The organism is Oscillatoria salina IIICB1, assembly GCF_020144665.1.
Classification (GTDB): Bacteria; Cyanobacteriota; Cyanobacteriia; order Cyanobacteriales; family SIO1D9; genus IIICB1.
The window spans coordinates 65,719-89,480 of record NZ_JAAHBQ010000002.1 but is presented as its reverse complement, the minus strand read 5'-3'; the positions used below and the strand labels follow the sequence as shown (position 1 = coordinate 89,480).

Sequence of the window (23,762 nt, the reverse complement as noted above, 5' to 3'; positions counted from 1 at the left end):
GCGGATTAGAGTTGAGTGGAGTAAGAATGAGCGGTGGAGATTTTCGAAGAGCAAATTTGCTCGGAGCAAATTTAAGCAAAGCAGAATTGCGTGTAGTCAAATTTGAACAAGTAAATTTGAAACAAGCCAATTTGCATCAAAGTAATTTGAAAGCAGGTCATTTTAATCGAGCGAATTTTACGAAAACTGATTTAAGTGAAGCTGATTTAAGAAAAGCAGATTTGAGCGAAGCCAATCTGAATCTGGCTAACTTAACAGGAGCAGATTTAAGTGGAGCCAACCTCCAGGGAGTGTCTTTATGGGGAGCAAACTTAGAAGGAGCTAATTTACGAGGTGCTGACTTGACTGGAGCCAGTTTACGAGATGCAATTTTGACTGGTGTTGACTTACGAGATGCGATCTTGACAGGAGCAGTAATGCCAGATGGTAAAATTCATGGTTAAGTCCGGATTGACTGTTGAAAACTGAGAATTACCAGGAGAGTACCAGAGATTAGTTAAATTAAGTTGATCGAAGCTAAGTTTAAACTTTGGTTAGAAGGTAAAATTGACGCGATTGGTGCGGTAGCGCCAGCGTCAAAGTTTTCCTGTCTACCATCTGCAATTTAGCTGGAGAAGGAATTGTATGGAAACATGAAAATAAATCGTTAATTCGCAAATAGGCTCATGCCACAGAGAATCACCGCTAAGTTTAAGCTCCATCCACCTCTCTCAAGGACAAAAATGCTGCTTGAGAGAGGTCTGTTTATCTTACTGGGATATCTTAAACTCAGCTTCGCAAGTTGCTTTGCTCAAGGAAAAGACAGCAAGTGGTAGCAAGTTAGAAAAGTTGGTCGCTGTCGATGTCAATATTGACTTGTGCTTGGCAGATGGCTTAATGATTGACATACAATCGCACTCTGAGACTAGAAACTAAACTAAGATACTGATGCTAGCTTTTCGTCATTTCATGGCAGTTTCGAGTGCAGTAATTGCTCTCGGTTACGGTTTATCAACCGATACGCAAGCGTTGCGCTCTTTGCATAAGTCAAAAACTGACTCTAATTCCTCCAGTTCTCCAGAATCGGTGACAAATCGGTTAAATTCCCAACTGGATTCGGCGACAGGTGAGTCAGAAACGGTTTTATTGCCAATTCCGTTGAATTCCCAGCCTCAAGCTAACTCGCTATTGGCAGAAGTTGTTCCCGCTTTTCCGGCGCCGTCCTCTGAAAATAGCGACTTTTTTACCTTGGAGTCTCTTCCAGGAAAGTTAAATATTGAGAAAGAGATTAATTTGGCAGCGATGGCTAATCCGGGAGAAGCGGTTTTTACTCCTAGGGTTTTTCCGTTGCCTTCTCATGAGGCAGAAATGCCTGATTTGGAGGAATCTAACTCTGTTAATGCTAATGAAGGGACGGTGGAGGAGGCGTTTCCTGCGCCGACAGCAGTTAGTGAGAGTCAAGGAGAGGGGTTTTTCCCTTCACCTTACGATGAGGAAGTTGGAACTCAATCTGCTCAAAATTCAGATAACTTGTCTGAGTCAGAATTTCTCTTGGCAGCGCCAAGTGAGTTAAACGATCGCCCTTCGGGAACTCAAGTGAGAGACTTTCTGGCTTCAGCAAACGAGCGGGCTCACGCTACTCAGACTCAATTTGTAGGCAAGTTTGTCGAACAAACCACGGCGACAAATAGTCAAGAAAATACTGAATCGCCCCAAAGACTTGCTCAACTACCGAATGTAGAAACACTTCCGCCCAAACTACCGCAACCGGACAATCGCGAACAGGAACAAACGCGACCTTTTGTTCCGGAAAATCTTCCTCCCTCTGCACCAATTAATCCCGGAACTCCTTTACCCGAAGATTTACAACCTAGTGGCAATCCTTTACTATTTCCCACTCGCAGGAATGAAGTAGAGATTGATACGCTTCAGCCGATTACTCTCCAACAAGCGATCGAATTAGCCAGACGCAACAACCGGGAACTAGAGGTTGCCCGACTTAATTTAGTAAGAGCGAGGGAAAGCTTACAAGAAGCGTTAGCTACGGAATATCCCAACCTTAGCACTCAGGTAGATTTTACTCGTACTGAATCAGCTACTGGTCAGTTACAGATCGATCAACAATTCCTGAATATCGATCGCCAAATTGAAGGAATTCAGACACAACAGCGTCAAGTTGAATCCCAATTAGGTGAAGTTGGGGGGCAAATCAACGAGGTTACTGAACAATTAACTAACCTCGACCCCCAAGCTCCCGATTTTGCTCAACAACAAGCACAACTTCAGCAGCAACAAGCACAACTTCAGCAACAACAAACTCTACTTCAGCAGCAACAAACTCAACTCGAACAACAAGCGACTAATACTGAAGCTTCTCGCCCAATTCGAGATACGACTAGTACATCTTTGGATGCGAGACTACAGTTAAGTTATAACCTTTACACTGGTGGACGTAGACCTGCCCAAATTAAAGCGGCTGAGGAACAAGTACGTTTAAATCAATTGGAGGTGGAACGCGTTTCCGAGCAAATCCGTTTTGATACCACCAGCGATTACTACGATTTACAAAATGCTGATGCTCAAGTGGCGATCGCTCAAGCCGCAGTGGAAGAAGCACAGCAGAGTTTGGCGGATGCAGTTTTGCTCGAACGCGCTGGGTTGGGAACCAGGTTTGATGTTTTACGCGCTGAGGTGGATTTAGCTAATGCACGGCAAGATTTAACTTTGGCTATTTCTAGTCAGCTTGTGGCTCGTCGCCAATTGGTACAGCGTTTGTCTTTAGCTCAAGGGGTAGAATTAGTTGCCGCCGATCCGATTGAGGTTGCAGGTGCTTGGGATTTGGGTTTAGAAGAAACTATTCTCTTGGCTTATCAAAATCGGGCGGAGTTACAACAACAACTTGCTCAAAGAGAGATCGACGAACAACAAAGGCGGATTGAATTGGCGGCAATTAAGCCTCAAGTGAGTTTGTTTGCTAACTATAATGTTTTAGGCGTTTTGGATGATGAACTCGATCCTGGTGATGGTTTTCAGTTAGGCGCAAGATTACAATGGACGCTGTTTGATGGGGGAGCAGCTAGAGCTAGGGCGGAACAGGAGAAAATTGATAAGGCGATCGCGGAAACTAATTTTGCCGATCGACGTAATTTGGTTCGTTTTGAAGTCGAAAGAGCTTACTACAACCTCCTCGCTAACGAGGAAAATATTCAAACGGCTACCGTGGCTGTGGAATTAGCTGAAGAAAGTCTTCGCCTGGCTCGTTTGCGTTTTCAAGCTGGTGTCGGTACTCAAACAGACGTAATTGCTGCTCAAAGCGAACTTACTACTGCTAGAGGTAATTTGTTGAGGGCAATTATTGATTACAATACTGCTCTGGCAGCTCTCCAACGTGCAGTTAGTAATCTTCCTGATAGTAATTTGTTCGATTTACCCTAGTTTTTGACTCCTGACCGTTTCTTCTCTAGAGCCTTTAGCACACCTTAGTATTTTTGTCAAATCAGTTCAAGCGATCGCTGCTCTAGGGAAAACCGAAGTTTTCCGCCTGAATATCCGAACTAGAAAAGGGCGGAATTCCTTATAATTTCTTAATAAAATAGCGGTAGATGTGTCGTCCAGGAGGGCTAATGGCTAACATCAAATTTGTCAAGGAAAATCAAGAAATTGTTGCTGCCGACGGAGCTAATTTAAGACAGAAAGCCCTAGAAAATGGCATTGACCTTTACACCTTAATGGGCAAAATGATGAACTGTGGGGGATACGGTCAATGTGGCACTTGTCTGGTTGAGGTGGTGGAGGGAATGGAAAACCTTTCTCCTCGCACCGAAGCAGAAAAGCAAAAGCTGAAAAAAAGACCAGACAACTACCGCCTAGCTTGCCAAACTTCAGTCAATGGTTCAGTAAGCATTAATACTAAACCAAAACGTTAAGAGAGAAACTTTGCCCGAAAAAGCACTCTTCGGCTCAACTCGATGATATGCTAAAAGTTGTTGGTTGAAGTAACGAGCGAGGCAGTGCTTCGATGCAAGTAAATGAGCTTGGATTTGTAGCCAGCATTTTGTTCGTGCTGGTTCCCGCAGTTTTTCTACTAATCCTGTACATTCAAACAGCTAGTAGTCAAGGTAAGAAAGAGTAACTGCATTCAGAAAATCTCAATCTATTTTTTGATTTGCAGTCTATTGTGACTTACTTTAAAAAACTTTAAAAAGAGGAATAGGGTTACGGTAACCACCGCGACCCTATTCTTTTAGCTGGTTTTCAGGGGGAGATTTTGGCTTTTGAAAGTAAATTTGAATGAAAAATTATACAGCCAAGTTCCCCATTGAAAATCCTCTTTTAAGGACTAATCGGGCGGGTTAAGAGAACTGGACAGTCGGCGTAAACTCTTACATAGTCGGATAGAGAAGTTCCCAATAGCCGATCTAAGTCGGGTAAAGCTTTAGCGATCGAAGGACGGCGATCGGGAGAACCCAGCATGAGTAAGTCAACATTATTGTCCGCAGCAACTTGACAAATTTCTTCTCCCGGTCTGCCCGCCGTGACAATACAACGGTAGCTAATTCCGAGTCTTTTCACCTTGGCAACAGCAGGCGCTAAGACTGGGTTTTTTTCTGCCTCTTGGGGAGGAATAGGTAGCAATTCTTTTTTCAAGTCGGGGTTGACTCGTACCAATAATAGTTCGCCGCCAGGAATATCGCGTACGAGGAACAAAGCTAAATCAAGACATTGTTGGGCAGCCTCAGACCGATCCATTGCGACCATTACCCGTTTGAGTTTTTTAACATAAATGTCATCTTTCACCAGTAACATTGGGCGATCGGTCAGTTGAAAAACGTATTGGCTGACAGAATTTTCTAAGATCGACTCTAGCCGTTTGAGTCCTCGCGAACCCATGATAATTAAATCGGCATCGATTTCTTCTGCTACTTTGCAAACCGTATCTTTGGGATCGCCCTGTCGCAGCATGGTGGAAACCTTGGTGGGATCTAGTTGTAAATTCTGGAGGCTGTTAGCAAGGATTTTGCCACCCTCTTCCCACTTATCAGTCATTGCGTTTGAGCTAACTTGAGGAGAAACCACGTGCAAAATTGCGATTGAGGCATTTTTGAGGGAAGGAATTTCCATCAGGTATTTCAGCAATTCTTCCGAATGTCCTGTTCCGGAATCGGCAAATAAAATTTTCTGGATCATATAACTGTCTCGCGAAGTGGCTATTATTGCTTGTTGACTGCTCTCCGCCGAAGAAGGAGCGGAGATTCTCACTTCATAGGGAGAGTCTAGCTGGAGTATAAACCCCAGCCCCGAAACGGGGCTTACAAGGTGCTTCTATAAATTCCGCACACAGCCCCTCCTCTTTACCCTCAGTGAGCATTATTCCCGTCTGCCCGACGGTACTTAGTCCTCTTTCTTTGACAACTTGTGCTGCGGCTACGATTAAAGTCAGTGAAGGAGTCACCTTCCCCACTGCTCTCCAAAACGGTACGTGAAAGTTTCCCTTCATGTAGATATCTGGATTACTTCGTTCCTAATAACCATTGGTTCGTCCGGTTAGGATGGTACTCTCCGCCTGTGTTCGGGATGTGCTTATCAACTAGGTGAGAACCCTGTTGATTCCCTTAGTATTTGACCTTTTGGTTCGCCTAACGTTTCAATCTCCTTTCGCTAGTAAGACCGTGAAGACGGTTCAAATGTACCTTTGCTTGCGCTATCCATACGGACTTGCTCAGTCTGCCTTGACCCTGAGATTGGGTGTGCTTTTGACCTTTTACCCCCGCTTTACCGATTGATGACCAGTCGCTACAGTAGGGAATATGCTTTAACCCATGCACCTTGGGTGTAGGACTTAGAGGTTCTAGGATACTTCCCCTCACCTACATGGCTATTAAGTTGTCATCTGTAAAGGATTAAAGTGCGAACTCTACCCCATTTAGGTTACTTTACAGATGCCAGTCGTCCCCCTATTTCTAGGTTTAGACTGAACGAATGGCACTCCCTATCAGTTTGATAGCCACAACTATTGCAGTGAAGGATTCTCACAGACAAATCCTTCTTACCACAATTAAACCTACAGTTTGGTAATCGATCTTGAAGAGGTATTTATTATCTAGTGTTCAGGATACTGCTAATTTTGCTGGAAAAATTTAACTTTTTATAACTATCTGACTGTTAATGAAACAAAAATTAATTTAAATTTTATTAACAAATTGTTTTTTTTTGTAGTTTTTATTAAAGAGAAATCACCTACGTCCAAGCACTAGATAAACATCAACCATTTGTTTTTTTCCTTTGAGGGCTAAAAGTCCCCAGGATTCTACTTTAAACTTATCCTCAAGAAAAACTAAGGTTTCTTTAGCAATCAGAATGCGACAGTTGTTAGGTTGGCGATCTTTTTCACAAGCTTCGAGACGGGCAGCAGTATTAACGCTATCACCAAGGACACCGTATTCTAGGCGATCTTTTCCTCCCAAACTGCCCACTACCACAGGACCTGTAAAAATGCCGATGCGCATTTGGATTGTAGGTAAGCCAAGCGATCGCCAATTTTGGTTCATCGCTTCCAGATGTTCGGCGATCGCCACAGCACATTCTACTGCTCGTTGAGCATCGAGAAGCACTTCTTGTTTGTGTTGGCGAGACATCGGGACACCAAAAACTGCCATTACGCCATCGCCAGTAAACTTATTAACTACACCGTGATGGGACAATACCTCATGAGTAATCACTTCTAAGAGTTGATTCAACCAATCCAGCAAATCTGAGGGAGCCATTTGTTCGGAGATGGTACTAAACCCTTTAAGATCCAGAAACAACATCGTCGCCGTTAGTTGCACTCCCGGTAACTTACCCGATTCCAAGAGGCGATCGCGTTTTTGCCAAAGCGCCTCAGCAATCTCTGGCGAAGTATTTTGTCCCAATAACTTCATGACGATTTTATGTTGTTGACGATCCTGATAAGACTGATAAGTCAGCACCGTACCCACAGTGAAGATAAATCCTAAAGCCGGGGTTGCTAAAGGTACCCATCCCGAACGAGTAAATAAATAAAAGCCACTGCCTGAGAGAATAACTAAACAGCCACTAACGAGCAAACTAATCGTCAGAGGATGGCGAAACCACCAAGCAACAATCCCACCCAGTAACACCCAGACAATAATCCAAAATATTTCTTGTTTTTCAGACCAATACCAAAATAAAGGTCTTTCTCCCGTAGCCGCATCCAAGATTTGAGAAACCATTTGAGCGTGAATAACCACCCCTGCCATTTGGCGAGATTCACTTAATCCTGGGCTATAAGGAATAAAATGAGTATCTTTAAGACTAGGAGCAGTGCTACCCATCAAAACAACTTTATCTCTCACCCAATTTGGGTCGATCGAGCCATAGAGAACCTGAGATAACGTCACTTCTCGTGCGAAATTCTGCCGAGAACGGTAGTTGAGTAAAATTTGGTAGCCTTGAGCATCAATATTTTGATAACCACCAGATTCTGGTTGCAGAGGAACAAAAACTTCATCTCCCAACTTTAGATAGTTTGTTCCTTCTTCTCCCTTGGGGAAGATACCTTCTCCTTGTAAATAAGCTAAAGCCAAACGTAAAGAAAAAGAGAAAATCGTGCCATCTTTCGCCTCAGAAAACAAAATATTGCGGCGAACTACACCATCGGGATCGAGGGCGAGATCGTTAAATCCGACTCGCTCCGGAGGAACTTCAGGCGGTGCAGGAGTTCCCGACAGAGTATCGATACTGCGAATCGCAACCAGATTGGGTTTTTCCAGTTGTGCGACTAATTGTTCGTGACCTGGAGGGACAGGAAAATCGCGATAAATATCGATCCCGATCGCTCTCGGTTGATAAGATTGTAATCTAGCTAAAGCTTGGGCGATCGCTGAATCCGGAATTGGCCATCTCTGCTGCGCTCGTAAATCATCTTCGGTAATTGTTACCAGTAATAACCTCGGATCGGTTGGTTCATCCTCTCGCCAACGCATCAATTGGTCATAAGCTAGCAACTCCAGAATTTGCAGCCCACCCCAATGCCGTCCACCTACTAGCACACCAGTGATGGTTAAAACTGTAATCGCAACAAATCTTATCTCAGCCCAGTTTGCCCATGAATGGCGAACCTGACCCATTAGCTTCTTAAGCATAAATATTTTTGTGGCAATTGTCCCAGCCAGAGTGTCAATAAATCAGCGAAAAACAAAATTTTGGTATTATACTATCTTTTGACAGTTTTGCTACTAGGGGTAATACCTCCAAACACTGCTTCTAGTGTAATTCCTCTTTCTCCACATTCAGCGCGATCGAAGCCAATTTGAGAAAACTGGTGACCAGAAAATTCCCAAACCCTAGATAAGATAGAAAAAGAAAGAAAACTTAAAAAATATTCATGATCGTATCTGACCATTGGTTGACTAGCCTGAAAGAAAGCCTCAAAGAGAAACTTTTCTTCGGTAACGAGCCAAACCCAGAGCTAATAGCCATCATAACCGTCTATTTTGTTCAAGGTATTCTCGGCTTAGCACGTCTAGCAATTAGCTTTTTTCTCAAAGACGACCTCGCCCTCAGTCCGGCGGAAGTAGCAGCCTTATCAGGAATAGCTGCCCTCCCTTGGGTAACAAAACCTCTTCTCGGCTTTCTCTCTGACAGTTTGCCCTTATTCGGCTATCGCAGACGACCCTACTTAATTTTGTCAGGAATTTTCGGAGCCGCAAGTTGGCTCGCCCTAGCAACTGTGGTGAATAATGCTTGGACAGCGATCGCCGCAATTTTACTTACCTCCCTTTCAGTTGCCATCAGTGACGTAATTGTAGACTCCCTCGTCGTAGAAAGAGCCAGAAAAGAATCTCTCGCTCAATCTGGTTCACTACAATCATTATGCTGGGGTTCCTCAGCCTTGGGAGGGATAATTACTGCTTACTTAAGCGGTTGGTTATTAGAACAATTCAGCAACCAAACCGTATTCGCCATTACCGCCACCTTTCCCTTAATTGTTTGCGGCGTTGCTTGGTTAATTGCCGAACAACCCGTAGAAAAAGTTTCCCCAGAAAAAGACGAAGACAAAGACGATCGACAAAAACCAAACTTAGGAGTCAAACAGCAAATTAAGCAACTTTGGCGTGCGATTAGCCAAAAAACAATCTTATTACCCACCATCTTTATTTTTATCTGGCAAGCCACTCCCAGCGCTGACTCAGCTTTATTCTTTTTTACCACCAATGAACTCGGCTTTCAACCCGAATTTTTAGGACGAGTTCGTCTGGTTACTAGCATCGCTTCCTTAGTAGGAGTCTGGTTATTTCAACGTTTCTTGAAAAATGTTCCTTTCCGAGTCATTTTCGGATGGAGTACAGTAATTGCCTCCGTCTTGGGTATGACAATGCTACTATTAGTAACTCATACCAACCGAACATTAGGAATTGACGACCATTGGTTTAGTTTAGGAGATAGTCTGATTCTGACTGTAATGGGACAAATCGCCTTTATGCCCGTGTTAGTTCTCGCCGCTCGTCTCTGTCCAGAGGGAGTGGAAGCAACACTGTTTGCTTTGCTAATGTCAGTTAATAACCTAGGCGGACTTTTATCTCACGAAACCGGAGCTTTACTGACGCATTGGCTAGGCGTAACTGAAAGTAATTTTGACAATCTTTGGTTATTAGTTTTGCTTGCTAATCTTTCCACACTTTTACCACTACCATTGTTAGGCTTTTTGCCCGCCGGAGATCCTCAACAAGAAGCAAGAAAATCTTTACCAATGGCAGAAATTTACGAACATCATTCGTTAGGTTCGCAAACAGAAGAGTCTTTCTTGCCAGATGTTTTGCCCGATCTTGCTACTACCAGAACAGCGAAAGAAAGAGATAGTTTGCATCAGCATGAGTGAGACTTGGGCGAATAGGCTTAGGGATGCACGCAGGAGAGTTAAGTACCATTTTGATTGAAATTTTAAGGAAGAAAATTAAATGCAAAATCTACCAACAAAAGAACATTTTTCTGTGCCAACAACTGAGCAAAATTATCAACTTCAAGATTGGCAAAAAGGTTATGAATCTCAACGTCAAGAATCTGCTTATTGGCTAGAAGATATTGAAGGAGAAATCCCCAAAGATTTGCAGGGTACTTTATTTCGTAACGGACCGGGTTTATTAGATATAAATGGTCGAGAAATTGCTCATCCCTTTGATGGAGATGGTCTAATTTGCGCGATTACTTTCAAGGGAGGTCGTGCTTACTTCCGTAACCGTTTTGTGCGTACAGCAGGATTTATTAAAGAACAAAAAGCAGGAAAAATTCTTTATCGGGGGGTATTTGGGACACAAAAACCTGGTGGTTGGTGGGCTAATGCTTTTGACTTTAAGATCAAAAATATTGCTAATACAAATGTTATTTATTGGGGTGAAAAACTACTAGCACTTTGGGAAGCAGCCGAACCGCACAGCTTAAATCCAGCAACATTAGAAACATTTGGTTTAGATTACCTTGATAGTATTTTAGCACCTGGAGATCCTTTTGCTGCCCATCCTAAAATTGACCCCAGTTGTCAGATGGATAATGGTGCGCCTTGTTTAGTTAATTTTGCAATTAAACCAGGTTTTTCGACGACAATTATTGTTTATGAATTAGCTCCCGACGGTCAATTATTGCGTCGTCGGGAACATCAAGTTCCTGGATTTGCTTTTATTCATGATTTTGCGATTACCCCCAATTATTGTATCTTTTTTCAAAATCCTGTTAAGTTTAATCCAATTCCCTTTGCTTTAGGGTTTCAAGGTGCGGGTGAAGGTGTGGAATTTCAGCCTAAACAACCAACTAAAATTGTGGTTATTCCTCGCAATCCCAGTCAGAAGTCAATTCAAATTTGGGAAACTAAAGCAGGTTTTGTTTTCCATCATGCTAATGCTTTTGAAACCGAGGATAATCGGATTTGTATTGACTCGATTTGTTATGAATCTTTCCCAAAAGTTGAAGAAAATACGAGTTACAAAGAAGTTGAATTCGATCTACTTTCTCCGGGACAACTGTGGCGATTTACACTTGATTTAAAAGCTGAAAGAGTGAAACGTGAGTTAGTAGAAAGTCGTTGCTGTGAGTTTCCCGCGTTACATCCGGAGAAAGTAGGACGAACCTATCAATATTTATTTCTGGGTGCTGCACATCAAGCAACTGGGAATGCTCCTTTACAAGCAATTCTCAAATTGAATTTAACTACGGGTGAAAGACAGTTGTGGAGTGCAGCACCAAAAGGGTATGTCAACGAACCGATTTTCGTTCCCAAACCCAATGCAATTAGTGAAGATGATGGTTGGGTGTTAACAATGGTGTATGATGCTAGTCATCATCGTTCGGATCTGGTAATTTTAGATGGACGGGATTTAAATGGTCAACCTGTAGCTAAACTGCACCTGAAGTACCACATTCCTTATGGTTTGCACGGTAGTTGGACACCTCAGTGCTTTAATTTTTAAAGAAACTTCACTGGAGATAATGCGGAAAGTTGATGCTAAACCTTGATTCTTTATTAAGCAATTTTTTTAGGTAGCAAATATTTCTTAAAGAGGATGCGGGAAATTTTTCACGGCGAATAAGTTAGTGATAATTAATTTAATCAGCCCAGATTTCTCTTTTTGAGCGCAAAAATAGGAATAGTGGGGTTCATCAGTAGGTAACTATATGAAATTCAGTATTGTTATTACCACCTACAATCGCTTATCGTTATTAAAACGCGCGATCGCTACTGCTCTTGCTCAAACTATTCCTTGTGAAGTGATTGTGGTTGATGATGGTTCTTCAGATGAAACTAAATCAACGATAATCTCTTGGTGCGAACAATTAAAGGCTCAAGGAAATCAGCATCTAATCTATCATTGTAACTCAGAAAACCTCGGTCACTCAAAATCAGTTAATCGAGGTGTGGAGTTAGCTAGTGGAGATTGGGTTAAGTTATTAGATGATGATGACTATCTGGCTCCTAATTGTATCGAAGAAATGATTCGCGCGATCGCCCTTCGTCCACAAGCGGTTATTTGTTCTGTACAAGCGGCTCAAGTTGACGATCGCGAAACTGTTCTCAGTGTAACTCGACGAGTAGGTCCAGGTAAAGCTTTTTATATTCCTCAAGAGGACATTCATTATGGTATGCTTCTCGAACAAGTTCCTTTTGGAACTCCAGTACAAGTTGCTTTTCGTCGAGATGCTTTTTTAAAGACTGGTGGCTGGGATTCTACTTTAGATGCAAATTTTGATGATATTGACTCTTGGATTAAAATTGCTCAGTTTGGTGATGCAATTTTTATTAATAAATGTCTAGCTTATCGCACAATTTGGGCTGGAGCTTTGAATCAAAAATTTACTTTACAAACAAGATTAAATACTAATATTTTAATTAAAGAAAAAATCCACGCGCTAGTTAACAGCAAGTACCGAGAGCGAATTCCTAGTAAAGAAAATATTAGTAAATATATGAAGTTGCACTGGAGTTTGGTTGCGCTCAAAAAAGGTAATTTAGTTTCGGCTTTACAGTTTTCGTTTCCAGCTTCTCTTTCTTTGGTTGCTTGGAAATTACTTTTAGAAAGAGCTTTGGCTGATGAAAGTCTTACTTCGCAGAATCTATCCGCTCAAAATCAAGAAAAAAAAATTGGTTATGCGCTGAAAATCTAAACCCAAAAACTCAAGAGTATCTCTACAGCTATTTAAAGCTGCGTCTGGGAATTAAAGCATGGCAAAAAGGACAAATAATTAGCGGTAGTAAAATCGCGCTGCTCTCGTTAATTACTCCTTCTGTATGGAAATTATTGCTATTTGCTGTTTTTCCAAAAATAGCGAAGCAAAATGCTATTGTTAAAAAACAAATTAATCAAAATATTTCTGTGATGGAAAGATTATATGGTTTAATTAACGCCAAAAATAATCAGTCTGTCGCTAACTTTCAAGAAATTCAAAATTTTAGCAAACTCCGAAGGTTTTTATTATCTCTTCAAGAAGGGAAGAAAATGAATACGCTTAGGTATGCTTTCCCTACTATGCTATCACCAACAGCTTGGAAAATATTAGCTCGAATTGCTCAGTTGCATCAGCATAAAGAGCAGAGAAATTTAATTCGTAAGTTGGTATTAATCGAATAATATTTATTCTCGATCTCTGGAAAAATTTATTTATAAATTAATTTTATTTAAGTTAAATTTAGTAAATTTCCCCTGGTAAAATAACAGTAAATATGCTACCTTTACTTAATTGAGAACGGACAGAAACGCTACCTCCCATTTCCTCAACTAAAGTTTTCACAATTGATAAACCTAAACCTGTCCCTCCGGTAGAATGAGAACGAGCTTCATCAAGGCGATAAAAGCGTTCAAAAATGCGGGTTTGATGTTGTAGGGGAATACCGTTACCGCGATCGCAAACCTGAACGATCGCTTGGGACTTTGAACTTGCTAGTTTAACAGTAATAGCTTGGTCAGAATCCGAGTATTTAACTGCATTATCAATCAAATTTAGCAACACTTGTTTGAGACGAGAAGCATCTGCTTTGACTAAAATATGCTCTTGATTTGTTTCGAAATTAATAATCCGATTGCTATATTGTTTAGCCATTTCGACGATTTCTTTAACTAAATCATTCAGCAGAAAAGTATCCAAATTTAGATGTAAGTGACCGCTATCTGCTCTTGCTAAATCGAGTAAAGTTTGTAATAAACTAATAGTACGAGCAGTTTCTGAAGAAGCAATTTCTAAAGCTTCTCGCTGTGGTTCCGTCAAATTACTTCCGCGACGCAAAGTGCTTTGGAGATAACCAGAAACAATTGTTAAAGGAGTACGTAATTCGTGAGAAACATTGCTAACAAATTGCCGTTGCTGTTCCCAAGATTCATGGAGCCGCAGTAACATTTCATCGAAAGTTTGTGCTAATTCTCTAACTTCGCTGGGAGCATTATCTAAGTGAATAGTAGCTTCACCGAGACTTTCAGCATCAATTTTTTTGGTTAGCTGACTCATTTTTTGTAGAGGTTGCAGCGATCGCCGTACGTGAAGTGCAATTAAAATTGTAATTGCCGCGATAGAAAGCAAGCTGACAATGCTGAGACGGGGAATCATGTCTAGAAACATTTTTAAGTCTCTGGTAACATCTTTGGCAACGTAGAGTTTCCCTAATGTTTCGCCATCTAGCTGTAAATTTGTTCCGCAAAGTACCCAGTAACGTCCCTCTACTTCTAATACTCTAGGTTCAGGCGGTACTGAGGATAAAGATTTGAGAAAAGAAGTATTGTCTGGCGATTTAAATATACTTGACTGGACAATAATACTTCGATCGGGACGCTGTACCCAGAGTACAGTATTAGCATCAGTGCGATAATCGATCGCCTTTTGCATGGCTGCGGTTGACGACATCATCTGACTGTAAATTTCTATATCTTGGGGCAGTCGTTCGGCGATATATTGGATATCCTCTTTATGTGTGGTAATTAGGATATGCTGCATTTTCAGTGTTGTCCAAATGGTAACACTACCTAATCCGATTGCGGAGACGGTAGTAATTCCTACTGTTAGCCGTACACGCAGTGAATTGAGGTTAAGTTGATGCCAAATTTTCCTCTTGGTTTTGAGAATCCGACTAGGTAGTGTCATTTGTGAACTGTGAGGCTGTAAATTTTTCTCATCTTTGAGCTTAAGCGTAAATGCTGAGAACTAGATTAAAGATGAATAAAGCTGTTTTCGACGCTCCAGCCTAAAACTAGCTAGAATTGGTTTATGCCACCCCTAAGCGTCGGAATTTGGCTAGGGATCGCGCGATCGCCAGTCTTTCCCTTCCTGAAGCGTTACAATCAAACTATTGTCGAAAACTCAGATAATGAGGATTTTGTCAAGGAATTTAGTGGCGATCGCTGACACCAAGTAATACCCCTTCAGACAATTCTCTACCACAATCAAACCTGGCATTACCAAGTTTCTTTCACTAGAGGTGCAATTTTCTGAAAACTGTTAACATAAGTTAATATAAGCGTAGTTAATAAAAATAGCTCGCAAGTAAATTCTCAGTAGAAGCCATCTGGGAAAGTACCAAGGCACAATAATAAGCAAGCAAACTATTCCCAAATCCTCAAATAATAGGAGGTTAACCCTGTGAATAAAAATAAAAAGTGGCGTAACGTAGGGCTATATGCACTCTTAGCAATAGTTCTGCTCGCACTAGCAACAGCATTTTTAGACCCAAAAACTAAAGGACAAATCACTTGGAGATACGACGAATTTATCAATAAAGTAGAAAGCGGTCAGGTAGAAAGCGTTAAACTTACAGCCGATCGCTCTCAAGCCAGAGTTCCCGCCCAAAATGGTAATTGGGTAGTAGTCAACCTACCAAACGACCCCGAACTAATCGACATTTTGACCGAAAATAACGTCGATATTGCCGTTCTCGCGCAAAACAACGATAGCGCTTGGTTCCGAGTCTTAAGTAGCTTATTCTTACCAATCTTGCTACTCGTAGGTTTATTTTTCCTTCTCCGACGCGCCCAAAGCGGTCCTGGTTCGCAAGCAATGAACTTTGGTAAATCAAAAGCCAGAGTCCAAATGGAACCCCAAACCCAAGTTACCTTTGGCGACGTTGCTGGTATCGAACAAGCCAAACTCGAACTCAACGAAGTTGTTGACTTCCTCAAAAATGCCGATCGCTTCACCGCTATTGGTGCAAAAATCCCCAAAGGCGTACTTTTAGTTGGACCTCCGGGAACAGGTAAAACCCTCTTAGCCCGTGCGGTTGCTGGAGAAGCTGGCGTACCTTTCTTTAGCATCTCTGGTTCCGAGTTTGTGGAAATGTTCGTTGGTGTGGGTGCTTCCCGCGTTCGCGACTTATTCGAGCAAGCCAAACAAAATGCTCCTTGTATCGTCTTTATCGACGAGATCGACGCAGTTGGTCGTCAACGGGGTGCAGGTTTAGGTGGTGGTAACGACGAACGCGAGCAAACTCTGAACCAACTACTTACCGAAATGGATGGCTTTGAAGGCAATACCGGGATTATTATCATTGCCGCTACTAACCGTCCCGATGTTTTAGACCAAGCCTTATTGCGTCCTGGTCGTTTCGATCGCCAAGTGGTCGTCGATCGCCCGGACTATGCAGGTCGTCTCGAAATTCTCAAAGTTCACGCTCGTGGCAAAACTTTAGCCAAAGACGTAGACTTAGACAAAATTGCTCGGCGTACGCCTGGTTTTACAGGTGCGGATCTTTCCAACCTCCTCAACGAAGCCGCAATTTTAGCTGCGCGACGTAATCTCACCGAAATTTCAATGGATGAGGTAAATGACGCGATCGATCGCGTGCTTGCAGGTCCGGAGAAAAAAGACCGCGTGATGAGCGAAAAACGCAAAACCTTAGTTGCTTATCACGAAGCAGGTCACGCCCTCATTGGTGCGTTAATGCCTGACTACGACCCGGTACAAAAAATTAGCATTATTCCTCGCGGTCGTGCTGGTGGCTTAACTTGGTTCACCCCTAGCGAAGATCGGATGGACTCTGGCTTATATTCCCGCGCTTATCTGCAAAATCAAATGGCTGTCGCTTTAGGTGGTCGTGTCGCTGAAGAAATTATCTTCGGTGAAGAAGAAGTGACTACTGGTGCTTCTGATGATTTACAGCGAGTAGCTAGGGTCGCGCGACAAATGATTACTCGTTTTGGAATGAGCGATATTCTCGGTCCAGTGGCTTTAGGTCGCCAAAACGGTAACGTTTTCCTCGGTCGCGATATTGCTAGCGATCGCGATTTTTCTGACTCCACTGCGGCGACAATTGATGAAGAAGTTCGTCAGCTTGTGGAGACAGCCTACAAGCGGGCGAAAGATGTCTTAGAAAGTAATCGTCATGTCCTTGACAAATTGGCACAAATGCTGATCGAAAAAGAAACTGTTGATGCTGACGAATTGCAAGAATTGTTAGCCACTAATGATGTGAAAATGGCAACTTTGGCTTAAATTTTTGAGCTTAAGATTAGTTGGAGATGTGGGTTTCGCCCGCATCTCTTTTTTTGTCAAAGTTAATTTCTTGGTTGAAATAATAACTTCACTAGAGTTTCTGTTGATTTGCTCTGGGAAGAAATTATAAAGCAAGGCGAAGAATTAGCTAAAATACTATATAGGAATTTAATGAAGTTAGGAAATCCCAATTCCGTTATGCAAAAATCTCTTTCACCAAAAACAACTCCAGAAGCTTTAGCTCCCATTGCTGAATATTTTAAAGTCCTCTCAGAAGTGAGTCGGCTGCAAATTTTAAGCTGTTTGAGATCGGGAGCAATGAATGTGACGGAACTGGGTGATGCGACGGGGTTGGGACAAGCAAATTTGTCTAAACATCTGAAAATGTTAACTCAAGCAGGGCTTTTATCTCGTCAGCCTCAAGGAGTAAGTGTTTATTACGAAATTAGCGATCCCGTCATCTTTGAGCTATGCGAGTTAGTCTGCGATCGCGTCGGCGATCGTATCCAACAACAAGCAGCTAAATTTGAACGGTTTATTTAATTCCCAACTTTCTTTTGCCACCTCGATAAATTAATCATAAAAAGAAAACGCCCTCCGTAGAGAGCGTTTTTTAACTAATCAGTAGGAAGAAGAATCAAGTTAATCTAGCTATTGATACTGGGAGCAGTGAAAGCTACAGGTTCAGCTTCGTTGAAGGCTAAATCGAGGGGGAAGTTATGCGCATTACGTTCGTGCATTACTTCAATACCCATGTTGGCTCGGTTGATAATATCAGCCCAAGTATTAATTACTTCACCATTGCTGTCTAATAGTGACTGGTTAAAATTGAATCCGTTCAAATTGAAAGCCATTGTGCTAATTCCTAGTGCAGCAAACCAAATTCCGATAACGGGCCAAGTAGCTAGGAAGAAGTGCAGCGAACGAGAATTATTGAAGCTGGCATATTGGAAAATTAAGCGTCCAAAATAACCATGAGCAGCAATAATATTGTAAGTCTCTTCCTCTTGACCAAAGCGATAGCCAGTATTCAAGGATTCGGTTTCGGTTGTTTCTCGAATTAAGCTGGAAGTGACGAGAGAACCGTGCATAGCTGCAAATAAAGCTCCACCAAAAACTCCTGCAACTCCTAGTTGGTGGAAAGGGTGCATGAGAATGTTATGTTCTGCCTGGAAGACAATCATAAAGTTGAAGGTTCCAGAAACACCAAGCATCAAACCGTCAGAAAAGCTACCTTGTCCAATCGGATAAATTAATAAAACTGCTGTGGCGGCGGCTACAGGTGCAGAAAAGGCAACGGCAATCCAGGGACGCATCCCTAAACGATAGCTTAATTCCCATTCGCGACCTAAATAGGCAAAGATACCAATCAAAAAGTGCAAGACAATCATTTGATAAGGACCGCCATTGTATAGCCACTCATCAATTGAACCTGCTTCCCAAATTGGATAAAGGTGTAAACCTACAGCAGCAGATGTGGGAACGACGGTAGCTGTCATGATGTTGTTGCCGTAAAGAAGCGAACCGGAAACAGGCTCGCGAATGCCATCGATATCTACTGGGGGAGCGGCAATGAAGGCAAGAATAAAGACAATTGTTGCGGTTAAGGCTGTGGGAATCAGCAATACTCCGAACCAACCAATATATAGTCTATTTTCGGTGCTGACAATCCAGTTACAGAATGTATCCCAGAGATTAATGCTTCTGGGTTGCTCAAATGTTGTCGTCATGATTTTTGGCTGAATGTTGATTTGAGAATGTATATGTCGATGAATTGCTTGAGCGCAAAACTCGCTTATTTATTTATATAACTAAATAGTTAAATAAAAGTCAAGTTGTTAAGGGGATTTTTTTTCTAGAGAACTTGTATCGACGGCAGAACAAGACTTGTAGCGAATTTAATTTGAGAGAGATTGAGATAACCACCACTCCAATAACACATTGCGGCACTGAAGACAAGTTAAATCTTGGAGTAAATTCTGGAAACCTGTTAAGCTAATTGGATAGGTAGCGCCTAACTGGTCGGGATTGATAGTAACTTGGTTGTCAATTTCGGCGCTGAAGCCGTAAAGTCGTTGATTGGAAAAAGAGCTATTAATCGCCCAACCTTCTTGATTGAGAGATTGAAGCTTGCTAATCGCTGAGGCTTCGATATCTAACTCGCGCTGAAGAATTGCCGCTACAGCCATGACTGGAGTTTGTCCAGCAGGAATTCTGCCCCCAGGAAAATCTAATGTTACTTTACCCACACCGGGACGATAGGATGGAATAGGTAAGAGAAACTGATGATTTTGCATTGGCAAAATGATTGCGGAATCTGGCTTTTCCACACGCCAGTAGTCGAGAATTCGTTGCTGAGAGTCCTCCAGCTTTTCTCCCATGAGAGTCAGCCAAGGAGAACGAATTTCGAGAAAACATTCTAATGTCCGCCAGCGATCGTGGTTGAGATTATCTCCAAGCATATCTATAGCAGTGAACAGCTAACAGTGAACAGTCAACAGTGAACAGTCAACAGGGAACAGCGATCGCAGCTTATTCTAGCAAGGTTTTCCAAAAATGAGGATGTCCTAACCAACTTGTTCTATAGCAGAGGACAACCTTTGATTTTCTAGTCAAAGTTTACCAGGTGAGGATCGAGTTATTTGACGGTTAATTTGCTGAAAATTAGCTGAGATATGAGTTTCAAAGGATGCGGGTGTTTCGATTTGTTGACAAGTGCTGTGAAGCTGATAAAATAAATTTATAACTAATTAATTAAATAAGTTTATAAAATAATGACGATTGAAAGAGTGAAAATTTACTTTTGGTGGAAAAGGAGAGTTCAATAACCCTCACCTGCTGTAAGCGAGGTGGGGGAGTGAGGAGCCAGTCTCACTTTAAACATTGAATAGCCCTTGAGCCGAATCCTGCTACACACTTCCGAGTGCTTCTCTAGTTCGGATTATCTGTAAGCCTCCTGGTTAGAGACGTTGGGAAAGCCAAGCCATGTTGGGTTCGGTGGGCGAAGAGACTCAAACTCGCGTAGAGGTTTATCACCATGTTACGAGTTCCAGTTAGATCGCCTGATGGCAAGCCATTGATGCCTACCAAACCGAGTCGCGCACGTCGTTGGATTCGGGATGGACTAGCAATAGGAAAATGGTCAGATTTAGGAGCATTTTATGTACAACTAAAAAACCAACCATCGGGCGAAAAAACTCAGCCGATTGCTTTAGGAATTGACCCAGGCAAGCGTTATTCAGGAGTTGGAGTACAATCAGCCAAAGTGACTTTATTTATGTCTCATTTGGTGCTACCATTTGAGTCAATTAAAGACCGAATGGAACAGCGTCGAATGATGCGACGTGGACGCAGAGGAAGAAGAATCAATCGGAAGATTCCTTACTCTCAACGCGCTCATCGTCAAGTTAGATTTAATAATCGCAGAGGCAATAAATTACCTCCCAGTATTCGAGCCAATCGGCAACTAGAATTAAGAGTTGCTACTGAGCTATGTCGAATCTATCCAATTAGTCAGATTGTCTATGAGTACGTTAAGGTAGATGTTGACTTAACCTCTGGACGCAAAACAGCTAAGAAAGGAGTAGGTTTTTCCCCTGTTATGGTAGGGCAAAAATGGATGATTAAACACTTATCAAAACTGAGTACTACATCTACCTTGTACGGATGGGAAACAGCAGCTATTCGACAGCAACTTGGATTAATCAAAGAAAAGAAAGCTAAATCAAAGCGATCGCCTGAAACCCATGCTGTTGATGGAATAAGTCTGGCATCAAGTCAGTTTGTTCGGTATCGACAACTCAAGGGGAGACTTGGATGGTGGGATGGATTTGTATCTATCACTCCAGCCCCATTCATAATTATTCGTCGTCCGCCAGTTAGCCGTCGTCAATTGCATTTAATGATTCCTACAAAAGGTGGGAAACGCAGAAAATATGGTGGCACTACAACTCGTCATGGATTTCGTAAAGGAGATTTAGTCAAGGCAGAAAAAGCGGGACGTATTTCTATCGGATGGGTAAGTGGGGACACGCAAAAACTCTTAAGTGTTTCTGACATTAATTGGAAAAGACTTGGGCAATTTAGTGCCTCTAAAGTCCAGTTACTTTGCCGCGCAACAGGGTTGCTGGTGAGTCCCCAAGTTATTTGTCAATTGCTGGGGCATTCAACCCCAGTAGCAGCAATTGACGTTGTTTCCTCCCCCACCTGGTGCGCTCCGGTGGGGGTATCCACAAGAATATTTTTGGTGAATACTCATGGCTGAGGTGGTGGTAATTGGTGCGGGACTGGGAGGACTGCCAACAGCTTACGAATTAAGGAATTTACTGCCCCGTCAGCATACTGTAACCTTAATTTCTGACCAGCCAAAATTTACATTTATACCAGGGTTAATTCAAGTTGCTTTAGGGTTAAAGCCATTAAATAAGCTTCAGCTTGACCTCAAGGAACTAACGAAACGACAGGGGATTAAATGGATACAGGGCAAAGTAACAAAGCTCGATCGCCAAAAAAAACAGTTACAAGTAGGCGATCGCCAGATAAATTATGATTATGTCGCGATCGCCACAGGAGCATCTTTAGCTTTTGACGAAATTCCTGGTTTGGGAGTGGATGGAGGATATACCCATTCAGTTTGTACGCCAGATCATGCTTTAGCTGCTAAAGTAGCTTGGAAGGAATTTCTGCAAAATTCAGGCGCGTTAGTAGTCGGTGCAATGCCCGGTGCAGCTTGTTTTGGACCCGCTTACGAATTCGTTTTAATGGCAGATTGGGAACTACGTCGTCGGGGACTACGAGAACAAGTATCGATTAGCTTTGTTACCCCAGAACCCTATCCAGGACATTTAGGAATTGGTGCATTAAAAAATACCGCAGAATTAACCTCTGGACTCTTGCGAGAGCGAGGAATTAAAGTTATTTCTAATGTAGCGATCGCCAAAATCGACCCTCAAGAAATTCATTTAGCGAACAGCGATCGTTTACCTTTTCAATATGCGATGATTTTGCCTTCATTTCGGGGCGTACAATTTCTCCAAGAAGTGCCAGAATTAACCACACAAAAAGGATTTATTCCCGTACTACCCACTTATCGCCATCAACGATTTTCTTCTATTTACGCTTTAGGAGTCACCGTTGATTTAGAACAACCGGAAAAAACACCGATTCCGATTAGCTTGCCGAAAACAGGTCAGATGACAGAAGCAATGGGACTCGCAGTAGCCCATAATATTGCAGTTGAGTTAGGAGCGATCGCAGCACCTTTCCAGTCAGCAACACTAGAAAGCATTTGTTTCGCTGAATTTGGTAATACAGGTATCGCCTACATTGCTGCGCCGATTTTACCCGATCCTGTAACCGGAAAACGACGCTACTTTGTAGCAATTCGAGGACGTTGGGTGAAGTGGGTTAAAGAAGCTTTTGAGCGTTACTTTCTCTGGAAAATGCGTTTAGGAATGGGTGTACCTTGGTTTGAACGTTGGGGTTTGCGAATTTTGTTGGGACTATCGCTATTGAAACCGCTACCAGAATTTCTGCAAAAGGAAAATAGCTCATGCGCTTGATTTTATCTTTACTTTTAAGTTTAATGCTGCTGTTGGGCTGGAGTTGGGCTAGTTCCGAACTCGCTTGGGCTGCTATCCGACAGCAAGAAGAAGCCCCCGGACAAATGCTCTACCAATCTCGTCATACTTTGCGCGACGATCGCGGACAAGCTTGGCAATTGGTATTGTTTAAGCGGGTGAAAAACGGTACAGTTGCAGAACTTAGCTTGCGCTTAGTTGGGTTTCCTGGTGTAGCGGAATTTGCTCATCCCCAAAGTTTAACTTTGCGTACTTCAGACGGGAAAAGTTTTTTGGGAGGCGATCGCTTTGCGAAAGCTTCTCCGGCTGCTAATGTGGGTGAATATGACTTACAGGAAATTCTGCCCCAATTAGCTCAAACTCAGTCAATTAAACTAATTTTGCCTCTCAAACCTGCCTCACACCAGATTAACATTCCTTTTCCCGTTCTCCTTGAATGGCAGGAAATCGCGAAATCCTCTACCGACTAACTGATATTCTCGAAGACAAACACGAGTAGTCAAAGTGAATTAATATGGATGTTCGGGAAATTCTGACGCGCTATGAACAAGGACAACGTAATTTTTCTCAGCTTAAACTAGTTGAGGCAGAATTGATTAACCTTAATTTGCAGGGTGCAGATTTTAGTTACAGTGATTTTCGACAAGCAAGATTAGGTCGTACTAACTTTAGTCAGAATAAACTGATTGAAGCTGATTTTAGTGAAGCGTTGCTGTGGGGTACAGATTTAAGCGAAGCAGATTTATCGAGAGCTTTGTTGCGTGAAGCAGATTTAAGTGGCGCTAAACTGAGAAAAGCTTGTTTAGAGGCAGCTAACCTGAGTAAAGTTATTTTGAATGGGGCGAATTTGAGTCAAGCTAACCTCTCGAAAGCTATTTTATTTGAAGCTGATTTGCAAGCGAGTCCGGAACGAAGTACCGATTTAGAAGCAGCTAATTTGAGTTATGCTGATTTAAGTTATGCGAAAATTAACGGTGCGATTTTGGTGAAAGCTAATTTAGAGAAAGCTAGACTTTGTCGAGCTAACTTAAGTTTAGGAAGCCGACAGAAGGCGATCGCTACCGATCTCAGTGAAGCTAATCTTCAAGGTGCCGATTTGAGTTATGCTGACTTAAGCGGTGCGATTTTGGTTAAAGCTAATTTGCAAGGTGCAGACTTAACCGGAACTATCTGCGATCGCGCTCTTTTTGAAGGTGCGATTATGCCTGATGGTACTCAATTTAAATCAATCAGGTAACTTAAGTT

The 23,762-nt window shown here is 42.3% G+C and carries 22 protein-coding genes; 15 read left to right on the top strand and 7 right to left on the bottom strand.

Features of this window, described 5'->3' with window-relative positions:
* The 4 genes from G3T18_RS00595 to psbM form a co-directional block, all read left to right on the top strand.
* Positions 1 to 443: pentapeptide repeat-containing protein (locus G3T18_RS00595; protein ID WP_224408570.1), on the top strand; the 443-nt coding region annotated here is incomplete at its 5' end.
* A gap of 484 nt (positions 444 to 927) precedes the next feature.
* Positions 928 to 3,414 carry a TolC family protein gene (locus G3T18_RS00590; protein ID WP_224408569.1) on the top strand — a complete coding sequence of 829 codons (2,487 nt, stop codon included), beginning with the start codon at positions 928 to 930 and terminating at the stop codon, positions 3,412 to 3,414.
* 188 nt (positions 3,415 to 3,602) lie between these two features.
* Positions 3,603 to 3,905, top strand: coding sequence for a 2Fe-2S iron-sulfur cluster-binding protein (locus G3T18_RS00585; RefSeq protein ID WP_224408568.1), 303 nt, complete (start codon positions 3,603 to 3,605; stop codon positions 3,903 to 3,905).
* Between the two features lie 92 nt (positions 3,906 to 3,997).
* Entirely contained in the window at positions 3,998 to 4,111 is a 114-nt protein-coding gene (psbM, locus tag G3T18_RS00580) for a photosystem II reaction center protein PsbM (RefSeq protein WP_224408567.1), read from the top strand.
* A 200-nt stretch (positions 4,112 to 4,311) separates the two neighbouring features.
* Here psbM and G3T18_RS00575 read toward each other — a convergent pair whose 3' ends face one another.
* The 4 genes from G3T18_RS00575 to G3T18_RS00560 all read right to left on the bottom strand — a co-directional run bounded on the left by G3T18_RS00575 (position 4,312) and on the right by G3T18_RS00560 (position 8,383).
* Positions 4,312 to 5,166: a universal stress protein gene (locus G3T18_RS00575; RefSeq protein ID WP_224408566.1), complete on the bottom strand. Its 855-nt coding sequence runs from the start codon at positions 5,164 to 5,166 to the stop codon at positions 4,312 to 4,314.
* A 73-nt stretch (positions 5,167 to 5,239) separates the two neighbouring features.
* A complete protein-coding gene (locus tag G3T18_RS00570) occupies positions 5,240 to 5,476 on the bottom strand; it encodes a hypothetical protein (protein WP_224408565.1) in 237 nt (78 codons plus the stop codon).
* A gap of 736 nt (positions 5,477 to 6,212) precedes the next feature.
* Positions 6,213 to 8,123 (bottom strand): CHASE2 domain-containing protein, encoded by a 1,911-nt coding sequence (locus tag G3T18_RS00565; RefSeq protein ID WP_224408564.1) that lies wholly within the window; start codon positions 8,121 to 8,123, stop codon positions 6,213 to 6,215.
* Between the two features lie 71 nt (positions 8,124 to 8,194).
* Positions 8,195 to 8,383 carry a hypothetical protein gene (locus G3T18_RS00560; RefSeq protein WP_224408563.1) on the bottom strand — a complete coding sequence of 63 codons (189 nt, stop codon included), beginning with the start codon at positions 8,381 to 8,383 and terminating at the stop codon, positions 8,195 to 8,197.
* Between G3T18_RS00560 and G3T18_RS00555 the strand changes: the two genes are divergently transcribed.
* The 4 genes from G3T18_RS00555 to G3T18_RS00540 all read left to right on the top strand — a co-directional run bounded on the left by G3T18_RS00555 (position 8,366) and on the right by G3T18_RS00540 (position 13,097).
* Positions 8,366 to 9,859 carry a folate/biopterin family MFS transporter gene (locus G3T18_RS00555; RefSeq protein ID WP_224408562.1) on the top strand — a complete coding sequence of 498 codons (1,494 nt, stop codon included), beginning with the start codon at positions 8,366 to 8,368 and terminating at the stop codon, positions 9,857 to 9,859. The genes G3T18_RS00560 and G3T18_RS00555 overlap by 18 nt on opposite strands.
* Positions 9,860 to 9,938: 79 nt before the next feature.
* Positions 9,939 to 11,441, top strand: coding sequence for a carotenoid oxygenase family protein (locus tag G3T18_RS00550; protein WP_224408561.1), 1,503 nt, complete (start codon positions 9,939 to 9,941; stop codon positions 11,439 to 11,441).
* Positions 11,442 to 11,646: 205 nt separating this feature from the next.
* The gene (locus G3T18_RS00545) at positions 11,647 to 12,633 is read left to right on the top strand and encodes a glycosyltransferase family 2 protein (RefSeq protein ID WP_224408560.1); all 987 of its coding nucleotides are present in this window, start codon (positions 11,647 to 11,649) and stop codon (positions 12,631 to 12,633) included.
* Between the two features lie 134 nt (positions 12,634 to 12,767).
* Positions 12,768 to 13,097 (top strand): hypothetical protein, encoded by a 330-nt coding sequence (locus G3T18_RS00540; RefSeq protein ID WP_224408559.1) that lies wholly within the window; start codon positions 12,768 to 12,770, stop codon positions 13,095 to 13,097.
* Positions 13,098 to 13,155: 58 nt separating this feature from the next.
* On the opposite strand, the gene G3T18_RS00535 is transcribed toward G3T18_RS00540, so the two are convergent.
* The gene (locus tag G3T18_RS00535) at positions 13,156 to 14,598 is read right to left on the bottom strand and encodes a sensor histidine kinase (RefSeq protein WP_224408558.1); all 1,443 of its coding nucleotides are present in this window, start codon (positions 14,596 to 14,598) and stop codon (positions 13,156 to 13,158) included.
* A gap of 123 nt (positions 14,599 to 14,721) precedes the next feature.
* Here G3T18_RS00535 and G3T18_RS00530 point away from each other — a divergent pair, with 123 nt between their 5' ends.
* The 3 genes from G3T18_RS00530 to G3T18_RS00520 all read left to right on the top strand — a co-directional run bounded on the left by G3T18_RS00530 (position 14,722) and on the right by G3T18_RS00520 (position 17,481).
* Positions 14,722 to 14,859, top strand: a complete 138-nt coding sequence (locus G3T18_RS00530) for a hypothetical protein (protein WP_224408557.1) — start codon at positions 14,722 to 14,724, stop codon at positions 14,857 to 14,859.
* Positions 14,860 to 15,093: 234 nt separating this feature from the next.
* Positions 15,094 to 16,938, top strand: a complete 1,845-nt coding sequence (gene ftsH3 / locus G3T18_RS00525) for an ATP-dependent zinc metalloprotease FtsH3 (protein WP_224408556.1) — start codon at positions 15,094 to 15,096, stop codon at positions 16,936 to 16,938.
* 198 nt (positions 16,939 to 17,136) lie between these two features.
* Entirely contained in the window at positions 17,137 to 17,481 is a 345-nt protein-coding gene (locus G3T18_RS00520) for an ArsR/SmtB family transcription factor (protein WP_224408555.1), read from the top strand.
* 104 nt (positions 17,482 to 17,585) lie between these two features.
* Here G3T18_RS00520 and psbA read toward each other — a convergent pair whose 3' ends face one another.
* On the bottom strand, positions 17,586 to 18,668 hold the full coding sequence (gene psbA / locus G3T18_RS00515; RefSeq protein WP_224408554.1) for a photosystem II q(b) protein: 1,083 nt from the start codon (positions 18,666 to 18,668) through the stop codon (positions 17,586 to 17,588).
* A gap of 168 nt (positions 18,669 to 18,836) precedes the next feature.
* Complete coding sequence (locus tag G3T18_RS00510; protein WP_224408553.1) at positions 18,837 to 19,400, bottom strand: NUDIX hydrolase; 564 nt, start codon at positions 19,398 to 19,400, stop codon at positions 18,837 to 18,839.
* A gap of 575 nt (positions 19,401 to 19,975) precedes the next feature.
* On the opposite strand from G3T18_RS00510, the gene G3T18_RS00505 reads away from it, so the two are divergent.
* The 4 genes from G3T18_RS00505 to hetL are packed head-to-tail and all read left to right on the top strand — an operon-like array spanning position 19,976 to position 23,754.
* Positions 19,976 to 21,202 (top strand): RRXRR domain-containing protein, encoded by a 1,227-nt coding sequence (locus G3T18_RS00505; RefSeq protein WP_224408552.1) that lies wholly within the window; start codon positions 19,976 to 19,978, stop codon positions 21,200 to 21,202.
* Complete coding sequence (locus G3T18_RS00500) at positions 21,195 to 22,499, top strand: NAD(P)/FAD-dependent oxidoreductase (RefSeq protein WP_224408551.1); 1,305 nt, start codon at positions 21,195 to 21,197, stop codon at positions 22,497 to 22,499. The genes G3T18_RS00505 and G3T18_RS00500 overlap by 8 nt, the downstream gene beginning before the upstream one ends.
* Positions 22,490 to 22,987, top strand: coding sequence for a DUF3122 domain-containing protein (locus tag G3T18_RS00495; protein WP_224408550.1), 498 nt, complete (start codon positions 22,490 to 22,492; stop codon positions 22,985 to 22,987). Before G3T18_RS00500 ends, G3T18_RS00495 begins: the two co-directional genes overlap by 10 nt.
* Positions 22,988 to 23,031: 44 nt before the next feature.
* The gene (gene hetL / locus G3T18_RS00490) at positions 23,032 to 23,754 is read left to right on the top strand and encodes a heterocyst differentiation pentapeptide repeat protein HetL (RefSeq protein ID WP_224408549.1); all 723 of its coding nucleotides are present in this window, start codon (positions 23,032 to 23,034) and stop codon (positions 23,752 to 23,754) included.
* Positions 23,755 to 23,762 lie beyond the last annotated feature (8 nt).